Below are 12,188 nucleotides of genomic sequence, written 5' to 3'. Positions count from 1 at the left end.
GCATCGGCCCTGGTGGGGTGTGTCCCTGGTCCCCCGCCGCGGGCGCCCGTCCCCAGGCCCGCCGGGCCGCGTCGGAGGCTCCGCCTACGCTGTCTCCATGGCCGCCGCTCCCTCCCTGTCGCCGTCGCGTGCGGGCGACTTCACCCAGTGCCCGCTGCTGTTCCGCTACCGCGTGATCGACCGGCTCCCGGAGCCACCGTCCGCCGCGGCGACGCTCGGGACGCTCGTGCACGCGGTGCTCGAGGACCTGTACGACCTGCCCGCGCGCGAGCGCACGGTGGAGGCGACGCACGGCGCGATCGAGCCCCGGTGGCGGGCGATGCTCGAGAAGGACCCCCGCCTCGCGGACCTGCACGCGGACGCCGCGGCGGAGGCGGAGTGGCTGGCGCAGGGGCGCGAGCGGCTGTCGACGTACTTCGAGCTCGAGAACCCGCAGCGGCTCGAGCCCGCGGGGCGCGAGGAGTTCGTGCAGGTGCAGCTCGAGGACGGGCCCCTGCTGCGCGGCATCGTCGACCGCATCGACATCGCGCCCGACGGGTCCATCCGGGTGGTGGACTACAAGACCGGCAAGACCCCCGACCCCCGCTGGGGTGCCCGCAAGGAGCGCTTCCAGATGCGCTTCTACGCCCTGGTGATCGAGCGCATCCGTCAGCGCCGGCCGGCGCTGCTCCAGCTGCTGTTCCTGCGCGACGGCGGCCGGCTCGAGATCCGTCCCACGGGCGACGACATCGCCCAGATCGAGCACGAGATCCGGGAGCTGTGGGCGCAGATCACCGCGGCCGCGGCCGCCGGCAGGTTCCGGACCCGCACGTCGAAGCTGTGCGGGTGGTGCAGCTTCCAGGACCGCTGCCCGGAGTTCGGCGGCGCCGAGCTCGCGCTGGACCCGGACGCGGTCGAGCGCGCGACGGGCGTGCGGCCCGCGACCGCCTGAGTCGGGGTGGAGCCGGGCCGGGCCCGGGTCAGACCGCGTCGGCGAGCTCGTCGACGACCTCGCCCTGGACCAGACGCCCCAGGAAGGCCACGTCGAGGCCCTCGAGCGAGCGCACTCGGCTGAGGCCCGGCCGCGGCTCGATGGGGACCAGGCGGTGCACGCCCAGGGTCGCGGCGCCCGAGGCGTGCGCGGAGGCGATGCCGGTGCGCGAATCCTCGATCGCGACGCACCGCTCGATGGGCACGCCCAGGCGCTGCGCGGCGAGCAGGTACGGGTCCGGTGCGGGCTTGCCGCGCTCGACGTCGTCGCCCGCGACCACGGCCGCGAAGGCGTCGGGGGCGCGCGACACGAAGGCATCCGCGAAGAGCCGGTAGGAGGCCGTCACGAGCGCGCACGGGATGCCCGCCGCGAGCACCTTCTCGAGAAGGGCGCGGGCGTCCGGCTGCCACGGCACCGACTCACGGACGCGGGCGGTCACGCGGACCAGGAGGTGGTCGATGAGGTCGCCGGGCTCCATGTCGACCCCGCGATCGATGAGGATCTGCGCGCTCGTGGGCAGGTTGTTGCCCACGAGCAGCATGCCGTCCTCGTCGGTCCAGTCGACGCCGAAGCCGCGCGCGAGGTCCTTCTCGGCCTCGATCCAGTACGGCTCGGAATCGATCAGCGTGCCGTCCATGTCCCACAGGACCGCGGCGGGGCGGGGCTCGTTAACATCCACGGAGCGAAAGTCTAGGCTGGCCCGATGAACGCCGAACGCGACCCCGCCGCCCTCGCCGCCGACGAGACCGTGATGATCGCCGCCTTCGAGGGCTGGAACGACGCCGGCTCGGGCGCGTCGTCGGCGTTGGACCACCTCGCGACCGCGTGGACCGCGCGCGAGCTCGCCGTGCTCGACCCCGAGGAGTACCACGACTTCCAGGTCGCCCGGCCGGCCATCCAGACCCTGCCCGACGGCGAGCGCGTGATCTCCTGGCCCGGCACGGTGGTCTCCACCGCCAACGGCCCGTGGGTGGGCGACCGTACCGTCGCGCTCGTGCGCGGCATCGAGCCGTCGATGCGCTGGCGCCGGTTCGTCGCGGAGATCCTCGACCACGCCGAGGCCCTCGACGTGTCGACGCTGATCACCTGCGGGGCCCTGCTGGTCGACGCTCCGCACACCCGGCCGCTGCCCACGTTCGTGACGAGCGAGAGCGCCGAGGCGCGCCGCGCCTTCGACCTCGAGCGCTCCGACTACGCGGGACCCACCGGCATCCTGGGCGTGCTGGGCCACGAGGCGCACCTGCGCGGGATCACCGTCGTCTCCGTGTGGGTGGGCGTGCCCCACTACATCGCGCACCCGCCGAGCCCGAAGGCCACGGTGGCGATCCTGTCGCAGATCGAGCGCTTCCTGGGCGAGCCGATCGACCTGGGCGACCTGGCCGACGAGGTCGACGCCTGGCAGCGCGGCGCGGACGAGCTCGCGGCCGACGACGAGGAGATCGGTGCCCACGTCACCCAGCTCGAGTCCGTCATGGACGAGACGAGCCTGCCCGAGGCGTCGGGCGAGGCGATCGCGGCCGAGTTCGAGCAGTTCCTCCGCCGCCGCGACAGGGGCAACGGCAAGGCCTGACCCGGCCCGCGCATCGGCCCCCTGCCTGCCCCCTGGCCGTGGCGAGCGAGTCGCCTGACTACTGCAGCGGCAGGATGATGCCCGCCGCGAGCATCGCGAAGATCGCCGCCGCCGCGCAGATGCGGTAGATGACGAACGGCATGTACGACCGGTGGCTGATGAGGCGCAGGAACCACACGATCACCACGTAGCCCACGCCGAACGCGACCACGGACGCGATGAGCGTGTTGAGCAGCCCGGGCGCGCCGGGCGAGGTGAGCGTCTCGAACTCGGTGACCAGCTCGAACAGCCCCGACCCCATGACGGCGGGGATGGCGAGCAGGAACGAGTACCGGGCCGCGGTCTCGCGCGTGAGGCCCAGGAAGAGTCCCATGGAGATGGTGCCGCCCGAGCGCGAGACGCCGGGGACGAGGGCCATGGCCTGTGCGAAGCCGAGCGCGACGGCGTCGCGCGGGCGCACCTCGTGCATCTCGCGGCGCTTGGCGCCCACCTTGTCGGCGATTGCCAGCACCACGGCGAAGAGCGCGAGCACCGTGGCGGTGAGGTAGAGGTTGCGCAGGCTGGTCTCGATGTGGCTCTTGAGCAGCAGGCCCAGCACCACGATGGGGATCGAGCCCAGGATGACGAACCAGCCCATGCGGGCATCGGCACGGTGCGCGCCCATGCGCGCCCTCCAGCCGGTGCCGTCGGCGCCCCCGAGCGCGCGGAACCACTCCGTGACGATGCGGGCGATGTCCTTGCGGAAGTACAGCAGCACCGCGAGCTCGGTGCCGATCTGGATGATGGCGGTGAAGGCCGCGCCCGGGTCCGCGCCATGCGGCAGGAGCGGCCCGATGACCCTCACGTGCGCCGACGACGACACGGGCAGGAACTCCGTGAGTCCCTGCACCAGGCCGAGGATGACCGCTTCCCACCATTCCATCATGGGCGCCACAGTAGCCGCCGCGCGTCGCGATCCCCCGGGACCCCGGTGCCCGGTACCGTCGCACCCATGCAACGCGCACGGGTGGGTTCATCGGGTCTCGAGGTATCGCGCCTGGCGCTCGGCACCATGACGTGGAGCCGCGACACCGGCGCCGACGAGGCCGCGACCATGCTGCGCGCCTTCGTCGACGCCGGCGGCTCGCTCATCGACACCGCGGCGTCCTACGCGGGCGGCGGCTCGGAGGAACTCATCGGCGGGCTGCTCGCGGGCGGCGTGTCCCGCGCGGACGTGCAGATCGTCACCAAGGCCGGCATCCGCCGCACCGCGACCGGCGGCGTCGTCGACGCCTCGCGCGACTCGATGCTCGACACGCTCGACGCGTCCCTGCGACGCCTGGGCACCGACCATGTGGACCTGTGGCTGGTGCAGCGGCACGACGCGGCCACCGACGCGGACGAGACCGTCCACGCCCTCGAGATCGCCGTCAATTCGGGTCGCGCCCGCTACGTGGGAGTGTCCAACTACCCCGGCTGGGCGACGGCGCAGGCCGCGACCCTCGCGGGGCGCCGGCCGGCGCTGGCCGCGACCGAGGTCGAGTACTCGCTGGTCCAGCGGGGCGTCGAGCGCGAGGTGGTGCCCGCGGCATCGTCCCTGGGCATGGGCGTGCTCGCCTGGTCTCCCCTGGGCCGCGGCGTCCTCACCGGCAAGTACCGCACCGCGATCCCCGCGGACTCGCGCGCCGCCTCCGAGCACCTGTCGGGCTTTGTGGCGCCCTACCTGGACGACCGGTGCGGGGCGATCGTGCAGGCGCTGGTGACCGCGTCCGACGGCCTGGGCGTCACCGCGCAGGAGGCCGCTCTCGCATGGCTGCTGGGGCGGCCGGCGGTGGCCGCCGCGATCGTGGGCGCGCGCACCACGGATCAGCTGCGGACGATGCTCGGGGCCGCGGATCTGGTCCTGCCCGAGGCGATCGCCACGGCCCTCGACGAGGTGTCCCGGATCACGTTCGGCTACCCCGAGCGGCCCTGACGGCCACCCGCCCGGGCGACCCGCGCATCGTCCCCCGGAATCCGGCGGAACGCCGCGACTACTCGCGCTCGAGGTCGAAGTCGACCACGTCGTCGTCGAGCTCGTCCTCGTCCTCCTCGGCGTGGGGGTCGAGCTCGTCGAGCTCCTCCTCGAGGTCGCCGTCCTCGTCGAGCAGCATGGGCAGCGACTCGCCATGCTCGACGTCCATCGCCGCCTCGTAACGGTCGAACGCCTCCGCCAGCGCGTCGTACGCGTCGTCCACGGCCACGTCCTGCTCGCCCCGGCGCTGCTGCACGGCGGCGAGGTGCTCCTCGAAGGCGGACACCAACATGCGGAGGGCCTCTTGGGCGGTTCCACTCATGTCTGAGACAGTACCCCCATATGTCTGGTATTGAGGAGGGACGATGACCCACCGCCACCGCTCCGCACACGTGATCGATCCGCGTCGCCGCACCGACGCGGAGACCTCGCGCATCGAGTGGCGGGTGGTCGACATCCCCCGCGATATGCCCAGGAACGATGCACGGGCCATGCTCACCGAGCACGCCGAGTACGGACGCTGGGAGTTGGCGCGCACGCAGCTGTACCGCGGCGGCGCGCGGCGGGTGTGGCTCAAGCGTCGCGCCCTCAAGGTCAAGCGCACGGACGCGGCCTGAGTCAGGTCCCTTCCTTGGCGGGCAGACCCGCGATGAAGTCCGCGACCAGGTTCAGGTTGGCCTTCTCGAGCGCCCACGGCTTGTCCCCCAGCTGACCGCGGAGCGGGTCCGCCGTGACCACCACGACCATGTCGAGCTCGGGGAGCACCGCGATCTGCTGGCCGCCGTGTCCCCAGGCGAGGAAGTAGGTGTGCGGTCCGGCGTCGATGATCCACCACTGGTAGCCGTACGCGGTCCGGTCGAAGTTGTCGCCCACCTTGTAGTACCAGGCGCCCTCCGTGTACGGGGTCCAGGACTGCTCCACCCATGCGGTGGGCACCACCTGCTCGCCGTCGACCGCGCCGCCGTCGAGGTACATCTGGCCGAAGCGCGCCATCTCCCGCGCCGTCACGAACAGCTCCGTGTAGCCCAGCCGGTACCCCTCCCAGTCGGTGGTCCAGTCGCTCGGGGTCGTGGCGAGCGGGTCGAACAGGTGCTCCTGCGCGAAGTCCTGCAGGTCCTCCACCTCGCAGGCGCGGGTGACGATGGTCGCCAAGAAGTGCGAGGACAGGTTCGAGTAGTCCCACCCCGTGCCCGGGTCGCGCGCGAGGGGCACGTCGACGATGTTGGATGGCGCGAAGCCGTGGAACAGCAGCTCGACGCCCTCCGCCGAGGCCTCGAGCCACGGGTAGCCCGCGCGCATCTGCAGCAGCTGGCGAATGGTGATGTCGAACTTCCGCGGGTCCTCGACGCGGGCGGCGAGCTCGGGGAAGAAGTCCATCATCGGCTGGTCGAGTCCGTCGATGCAGCCCTGCTCAATCGCGATTCCGACGAGCGCGCCCGTGTAGCTCTTCGTCACGGACTGCACGTTCTGCGACAGCTCCGGGCCGGTGCCGTTGAAGTAGTCCTGCGCGACCACGCGGCCGTTCGCGATGACCGTGAGGCTGTGGATGGACTCGAGCTCGCCGGCGCGCCAGAACACCTCCGCGACCGCGTCGGGGACGAGGCCCTCCGCCTCCGGGGTGGAGGCCTCGAAGCCGTCGAAGGCCTCGGGCGCGTATTCGACGGCGGCCAGCTCCTGGGCCGACGGTCCCCCGCCGCCGCACGCCGCGAGGCCGAGCACGCCCGCCGCGGCCGTCGCCGCCACCACGATCGGCGCCCTCGCGCGCATGGGTTCTCACCTCGCCCCGTCGCCGGTGCTCCCCGTCCAGCCTAGGTGGGGTGGCTCGTGGACGCGCCGCGGCGCGGGCCCCGGCGAGGCCCGGGAGGCTCGAGGCCGCCCCGGCCCGCGCATCGTCCCCGGGGGATCAGCAGTCGCGCAGGAACCGCACCATTACGTCCGTGCCGAACTCGAGGCTCTCGACCGGCACCCGCTCGTCGATGCCGTGGAACAGCGCGGGGAAGTCGAGCTCGGGGGGCAGCCGCAGCGGCGCGAAGCCGTAGCCGGCGATGCCGAGCGAGGCGAGGTGCTTGTTGTCCGTGCCGCCCATCATCATGTACGGCAGGACCACGGCGTCGGGGTCGTCGGCGGTGACGGCGTCGATGGCCTTGCGCACCAGCGGGACGTCGAAGGGCAGGTCGATCGCGCGCTCGGTGATGTACTGCTCGACCTTGACGTGCGTGCCCGCGAGTTCCTCGATGGTGCGCAGGACCTGCTCCTGCTGGCCGGGCAGGAAGCGGCTGTCGACGAACCCGCCCGCGACGTCGGGGATGACATTGGTCTTGTAGCCGGCGTCCATCATCGTGGGGTTGGACGTGTTGCGCAGGGAGGCCTCGACCATGCGGCCCACGCTGCCCAGGCCCGCGACCAGCCGGTCGAGCGTCTCGGGGTCCTCGGCGTAGTCGACGCCCAGGATGTCCGCGGCGCCGCGCAGCAGGCGCTCGACGGTGGGCGTGATCTCGAGCGGCCACTCGTGGTGGCCGATGCGGCTCATCGCCCCCGCGAGGTGCGTCACCGCGTTGTCGCGGTGGACCAGGCTGCCGTGGCCCTGGATGCCCTGCGCGGCGAGGCGCAGCCACTGCATCCCCTTCTCCCCCGTCTGGAACAGGTAGACGCGGCGGCCGGCCACCTCGATGGAGAAGCCGCCCACCTCGGACACCGCCTCCGTGGCGCCCTCGAAGTCCTCGGGGTGGTTCTCGACCATCCACTTGGCGCCCTTGCGGCCGCCGTGCTCCTCGTCGGCGAAGAACGCGAGCACGATGTCGCGGGGCGGGCGCTCCCCCGCGTCGATCATGCGCTTGACGGCCGCGAGGTACATCGCGTCCGCGCCCTTCATGTCGACCGCGCCGCGGCCCCAGATCATGCCGTCCTTGATCTCCGCGCCGAACGGGTCGACGCTCCAGTCCTCCTTGAACGCGGGCACCACGTCGAGGTGTCCGTGCAGGACCAGCGCCGGGCGGGCGGGGTCGGAACCCTCCCACCGGGCGACCACGCTCGCGCGGCCGGGCTCGGACTCGCGAATGGTGGGCTCGAGGCCCAGATTGGAGAGGAACGATGCGACGTACTCGGCCGCCTCGCGCTCGCCGGGGCCGTCGGCGTCCCCGTAGTTCGAGGTGTCGATGCGGATGAGGTCGCGGGCGAGGGAGACGACGTCGGACTCGGTCATGCCGAGAAGGCTAGCGTCAGGAGACGAGGACCCCGTTGCCGATGACGACCGCCAGCACCACCAGCCCGCCCGCGCTGAGCACGTACACCAGCCGTCGATAGCCGGCCTTGTGCGCGGCGACCACGATGCACGCGACGGCCGCCGGGATGAGCGCGAGCCCATAGCGTCCCGTGACGTGGGGGAAGTACTGCGGCACGGCGGTGTTGAAGTAGGCCTGGATCTGGACGATGGTCGGGAACAGCGCGGTCCCCGCGAGCACCAGCCATCCGAGCGAGCGGCGGGCCGGCTCCTTGGCGCAGGCCACGATGACGGCGAAGATCGCGCCGATGATGAGCACGTTGAGCAGGCGGGTCCACGACACCAGCAGGGCCACGTTGAGCGGCGGCTGCACGTAGTAGTCGGACGCCAGCTCGAGCCCGCTGAACAGCGTCTCCATCCACTCCGAGCCCGGCAGGCCCACGACGTCCCTCGTGTTGAGGCCCACCAGGGGGTTGACCCAGTGGGGGTCGCCGTGTCCGGACTGGAACGCGCTCCAGGCGAGGTAGGGCAGCAGGATCGCCCCCGCCATCCCGGCGATCATGGCGACGTCCCTGCCTCGCGGGCGGCCGCGGCGGCGCCAGTCGCGCAGGGCGCGGAACGTCATGAGCGCGCCGAGCGCGATGAACGGCACCGTGGTGATGGTCTTCGATATGCCGGCCGCGCCGGCGAGCAGGGCGCCCAGCCACCACGGTGCGTCGTCGTCGACCAGGATCCGCGCGGCGAGCCAGAGGGCCGATGCGCCGATCAGGATTGCGGCCGCGTCCGGGTTGACGGTGGTCACCGCGTGGAGCACGCGGGGGAAGGCCGGGAGCAGGAGCGGCGCGATGATCGCGGCGGCGGGGTCGATGCGCCAGCGGCGCAGGGCCACGAAGAGCATCAGCATGCCGCCGGCGAGCCAGCCGATGCCCAGCAGGCGTGCGGCCGTGATGAAGTCCGTGCCCGTGACGGCGGCGATCGCGCGGGCCGGGACGCCGACCACCGCGTAGTACAGCGGCGGATGGGGGTAGTTGTACTGCTGCCCCTGGTAGGGGAACTCCCACGCCTCGGCGTCGTCGCCGCACGCGGGCAGCTCGTACCGCTCCTGGCCCGCGCACGCCCACAGGTCGCGGATCTCCGGCGCGATCACCGACCCGGCGTACGGCACCGTGCCGTGGGCGACCTGGTAGGCGTAGTCCGCGTGGGTGGGCTCGTCGATGCGCGACAGCGCCGTGCCCGGACCGGTCACCACGGGGATGACGATCACGGCGCTGACGACGACGTAGAGCAGCGTCACCCACCAGCGCGAGGCTCGCGAGTCGCGGAAGCCGGCCGCCCATTCCTCGGCGCGGCCCAGCCACTCGGCGGGCGGGGGCACCCGGGTGCGGGTCGGCTCGGGCACCGGGGCTCCTTCGGGTGGGCGGGACGCGTCGTGCGCGCGGCCCGCGGCGGCGTGGAACGGGCGCCGCGCGCGGACGGTGGCGCTGGTCGCATCGTATCCACGCCGGGAAGTGGTTCCGACGGGGTCGACGACAAGTTTGCGGTCGCGGTCCCTCGGAATCGAGAGGTTGACGCAGCGGATGTCGATGGCGACGCGCTCTTGACGACGCCACAAGCAACAGTGAGCCAGATTCAGTCGGCGCGGACTGGCAAACGGAGCGCAGAGACAGATTTCGCGTCGACCAACTCAAACTCGGTAGAGACATCCCGACGAATCCACAAGCCGCCAAAGGGGGTCAGTCGTACCTCTGCGAATGCCTCCGAGACGTCAACGTCATGCAGAGCTGCCGTGAACACATCCTGCTCCTGAGCATCGATGCTCAAGAGAACACGCCCGCCGCGCGCCAGCAACTCCGCAGTGGTGGCACGCAGCGCTTCGGCAACTGAGGGGGCCAGCCTGTTTGCCGCCTCGTCGAGGAAGTCCTTGATTGGCCCGGCATGGAGTTCGCTAGCAACGGACTGTGTACCGACTGGGGCGTCACTGTCATTCGTGGCGAAGTGCCAACGGTGCTGTTGCATCGCTGCACCGGCGGCATCGAATTGAACGCCATCGGTCTCAAGTTGATCTCGCGATGCACTTGACGCACTATCGGAGAAGTACCGGCCGTCGGCTTCCATAACACGCCATCCGAACTGGATGTCTTCCTTAGCCACGACATCTCGGACCGCGGCGATGGTCAGTTGAGTCGCATTAGCGAGGTCTCCGAAGGAAACCCACTTCCCCGCGGGAACGCGCTGAAGTGCATCAGCGACCTCCTCCGTATTGCGCGCCGACGAGTCCGCAACGGGGGCCACCGAAATCGGGCCGGGCCAGGAGGTGATGATTTGCTCACTCAACAGCTTGCCGCGCTCGATGATCTGGGTGCGCCTCCACTGCCCGTTGCCAGCGATCCACTTGTTGAGTTCGATGTTCCCCTTCTCAACGAGAAGGCTGCGCTTCTCCGCAAACGGTTTGTTGCTCAGCGCGGAGTTATAGCCCGAGAGAGTGAGGTTCGCCAAGGTGTGGACGTACGTCTCGTGCACTGCTTCGGGCGAATCGAATTCACCAAGATCCGGACTCAACTCGCCACGCCAGTCGTCACTGAGCTTCTGAGGAAGCACGTGCTCAACGGTTGCCCTTGAGAGGTCCGCGGGTTCGTTGCCGGCCAGTGCGCCCTCAAGCCACATCAGCAGTGTCTTTTGCTGCTTCCGAGACCCCGATCGGTAGAAGTTCACAGACACGACCGCCTCGCGGATCTGATCATCCGTCGCGAAGTCCTTGTTGTCTCGAGACAAGTAGTCGCGCAACGACCCTGCAGGATCGGACTCGTCAATAGACCCGAAAGCGCGCATGAGGATACGCGAGAGCGCGTTGTGTGGCGCACGCACGACCAGCCTTCGCACGAGGAAGGCTTCAATGACCGCCAGCGCGTCGGCAGTCTGGGTGGCGTCGGTCCGGTTTTGTTGTCGCAGGCTGAGTAGGCCAAGGACGAGAGGGTCGATCGACTCAATGCCAAAGTCCACTAGGCGTTGGAGTGCACGACGCACGGCTGAGTCCGTCTCGTTGCTCGGACGTCGCATTACCTCAAGGAGCACCGAGAGATGGTTGAACCGCTTCACTTCATCTCGAAGACCCTCGGGGCTCAATCCGCTTACGCGGGCTGCTTGCTCCTTGAACGTGTCGTCCTTCTTGATTTCCGTGTTGCTCCACGTCATATCAAGCCAGAAGAGGTGGGCAAGGTCGGCGCGGGAGAGCCTCTCTTGCATCGGATACCAGAATGACTCATGGGTCGATTCAGCAAGGTCGCCGAGCCGCGAGAAATAGAAGTTTCGAAGCAAGTCGCCCTGTGTGAGCTTCAGGCCTGTGTTGTTGAGCGATTCGAAGATGGCGTAAACGTTGTCCTGCGCTTCTGCCGTAATTGACACGAAGCGCAGACCGTCGAGAATCGCGTCATAGAGCTCGCATAGTTCGACTTCAGATTCCTTGATCGCGGCATGGATAGCCTTGACGAAGTACAGGTACGCCTGAACGATGTTGCTGCCAGATCGGCGATCCACCTCGCCGTCAATCACCTCCATGTAGGCAGCGCGATCACCCTGCGTCGGCCATAGACGAAACCGCTCCGGGCCTGAGAGCTTCTTGCGATGCACCAGGCGGTCTTCATGGATCTCTTCGGCCGTGTCGTTGTCGCGGGAGCTGCCGCTCTCCTTGTAGACGTCGCGAAGCGCCGCGAGCAGCATGGTGAGCGTTGTGAGGCGCTGCTGGCCGTCTACTACGAGAAATGTGTTCTCGTTCGGAGTCTGATGGCCCATGTCCAAGACCAACGTGCCGAGGAAGTGCTCCTTGGCCTTGGTCTCCCGCCTCGCAACCGCGAGGCTAAGGACATCTGCCCACAACTGCTCATACTGCGGAGTTCCCCAGTCATAGGTCCGCTGATAGAGGGGAATCTGATAGCGCGTCTTCGCGCCGTCAACCACGTCGCCAAGGGTCGGCTTGTCGAGTTGCACTGATACCTCCACCTACGGAACCACTACCAAGGGGGATCAATCTATCGTGTGCGCTAGCCAATCCGCCGTGCAGCCAGACAGGCCGGCCAGGTCACAGGGTGAACTGTTCGCCGCTGCGTGCGCCTCCACCACCTCGGCATCGGCCGCGCCCACGCCCGCACCGAGATCATTGCACTCATCCACGACCGCGACGCCACCATCATCACCGCCGACACCGGCAACACCCTCGCGACCTTCACCCTCGACCCCAGCCGCGGCTACCAACGCAAAAACGGGTGAACCCCCATCACTGGGGGTTCACCCGTTCACGATGTCCTGAGACATCACACGGTGTCCGAGGGGGGACTTGAACCCCCACGCCCTAATACGGGCACTAGCACCTCAAGCTAGCGCGTCTGCCAATTCCGCCACCCGGACGAGTGGACCAAGGAACTCCGTGGAGCGCCTCAGC

Annotated in this window: 12 protein-coding genes and 1 tRNA gene; 5 read left to right on the top strand and 8 right to left on the bottom strand. The window is 69.6% G+C overall.

The annotated features are described in order from the left end of the window. Positions 1 to 97 precede the first annotated feature (97 nt). Positions 98 to 931, top strand: coding sequence for a RecB family exonuclease (locus AOM03_RS01575; RefSeq protein ID WP_174441926.1), 834 nt, complete (start codon positions 98 to 100; stop codon positions 929 to 931). Between the two features lie 28 nt (positions 932 to 959). Here AOM03_RS01575 and AOM03_RS01570 read toward each other — a convergent pair whose 3' ends face one another. After that, a complete protein-coding gene (locus tag AOM03_RS01570; RefSeq protein WP_227589841.1) occupies positions 960 to 1,649 on the bottom strand; it encodes an HAD family hydrolase in 690 nt (229 codons plus the stop codon). A 24-nt stretch (positions 1,650 to 1,673) separates the two neighbouring features. On the opposite strand from AOM03_RS01570, the gene AOM03_RS01565 reads away from it, so the two are divergent. Then, positions 1,674 to 2,540 carry a PAC2 family protein gene (locus tag AOM03_RS01565; protein ID WP_062377603.1) on the top strand — a complete coding sequence of 289 codons (867 nt, stop codon included), beginning with the start codon at positions 1,674 to 1,676 and terminating at the stop codon, positions 2,538 to 2,540. Between the two features lie 58 nt (positions 2,541 to 2,598). Here the strand turns inward: AOM03_RS01565 and AOM03_RS01560 are convergent, their stop codons facing one another. Then, positions 2,599 to 3,462: an undecaprenyl-diphosphate phosphatase gene (locus AOM03_RS01560; protein ID WP_062379079.1), complete on the bottom strand. Its 864-nt coding sequence runs from the start codon at positions 3,460 to 3,462 to the stop codon at positions 2,599 to 2,601. Positions 3,463 to 3,531: 69 nt separating this feature from the next. On the opposite strand from AOM03_RS01560, the gene AOM03_RS01555 reads away from it, so the two are divergent. Next, on the top strand, positions 3,532 to 4,494 hold the full coding sequence (locus tag AOM03_RS01555; protein ID WP_062377601.1) for an aldo/keto reductase: 963 nt from the start codon (positions 3,532 to 3,534) through the stop codon (positions 4,492 to 4,494). Between the two features lie 58 nt (positions 4,495 to 4,552). On the opposite strand, the gene AOM03_RS01550 is transcribed toward AOM03_RS01555, so the two are convergent. Further along, the gene (locus AOM03_RS01550) at positions 4,553 to 4,855 is read right to left on the bottom strand and encodes a hypothetical protein (RefSeq protein ID WP_062377599.1); all 303 of its coding nucleotides are present in this window, start codon (positions 4,853 to 4,855) and stop codon (positions 4,553 to 4,555) included. Between the two features lie 43 nt (positions 4,856 to 4,898). On the opposite strand from AOM03_RS01550, the gene AOM03_RS01545 reads away from it, so the two are divergent. Next, positions 4,899 to 5,150 carry a DUF5703 family protein gene (locus AOM03_RS01545; RefSeq protein WP_062377597.1) on the top strand — a complete coding sequence of 84 codons (252 nt, stop codon included), beginning with the start codon at positions 4,899 to 4,901 and terminating at the stop codon, positions 5,148 to 5,150. Position 5,151: 1 nt separating this feature from the next. Here AOM03_RS01545 and AOM03_RS01540 read toward each other — a convergent pair whose 3' ends face one another. From AOM03_RS01540 to AOM03_RS01525, 4 genes are all read right to left on the bottom strand, one after another. Next, the gene (locus AOM03_RS01540) at positions 5,152 to 6,300 is read right to left on the bottom strand and encodes a serine hydrolase domain-containing protein (RefSeq protein WP_062377591.1); all 1,149 of its coding nucleotides are present in this window, start codon (positions 6,298 to 6,300) and stop codon (positions 5,152 to 5,154) included. A gap of 136 nt (positions 6,301 to 6,436) precedes the next feature. Then, positions 6,437 to 7,735: a M20/M25/M40 family metallo-hydrolase gene (locus tag AOM03_RS01535; protein ID WP_062377589.1), complete on the bottom strand. Its 1,299-nt coding sequence runs from the start codon at positions 7,733 to 7,735 to the stop codon at positions 6,437 to 6,439. A 16-nt stretch (positions 7,736 to 7,751) separates the two neighbouring features. After that, positions 7,752 to 9,152, bottom strand: coding sequence for a glycosyltransferase family 39 protein (locus tag AOM03_RS01530; RefSeq protein ID WP_062377587.1), 1,401 nt, complete (start codon positions 9,150 to 9,152; stop codon positions 7,752 to 7,754). A gap of 230 nt (positions 9,153 to 9,382) precedes the next feature. After that, positions 9,383 to 11,737 carry a DUF262 domain-containing protein gene (locus AOM03_RS01525; RefSeq protein WP_062377585.1) on the bottom strand — a complete coding sequence of 785 codons (2,355 nt, stop codon included), beginning with the start codon at positions 11,735 to 11,737 and terminating at the stop codon, positions 9,383 to 9,385. Between the two features lie 117 nt (positions 11,738 to 11,854). Between AOM03_RS01525 and AOM03_RS12600 the strand changes: the two genes are divergently transcribed. Further along, positions 11,855 to 12,016: a hypothetical protein gene (locus AOM03_RS12600; RefSeq protein ID WP_156157572.1), complete on the top strand. Its 162-nt coding sequence runs from the start codon at positions 11,855 to 11,857 to the stop codon at positions 12,014 to 12,016. 52 nt (positions 12,017 to 12,068) lie between these two features. Here AOM03_RS12600 and AOM03_RS01520 read toward each other — a convergent pair. Next, positions 12,069 to 12,154: transfer RNA gene (locus tag AOM03_RS01520), tRNA-Leu, on the bottom strand. Positions 12,155 to 12,188: the final 34 nt, after the last annotated feature.

The sequence above is a fragment of the Demequina pelophila genome (assembly GCF_000971175.1).
Classification (GTDB): domain Bacteria; phylum Actinomycetota; class Actinomycetes; order Actinomycetales; family Demequinaceae; genus Demequina; species Demequina pelophila.
This window is presented reverse-complemented; position numbering and strand designations above follow the sequence as displayed.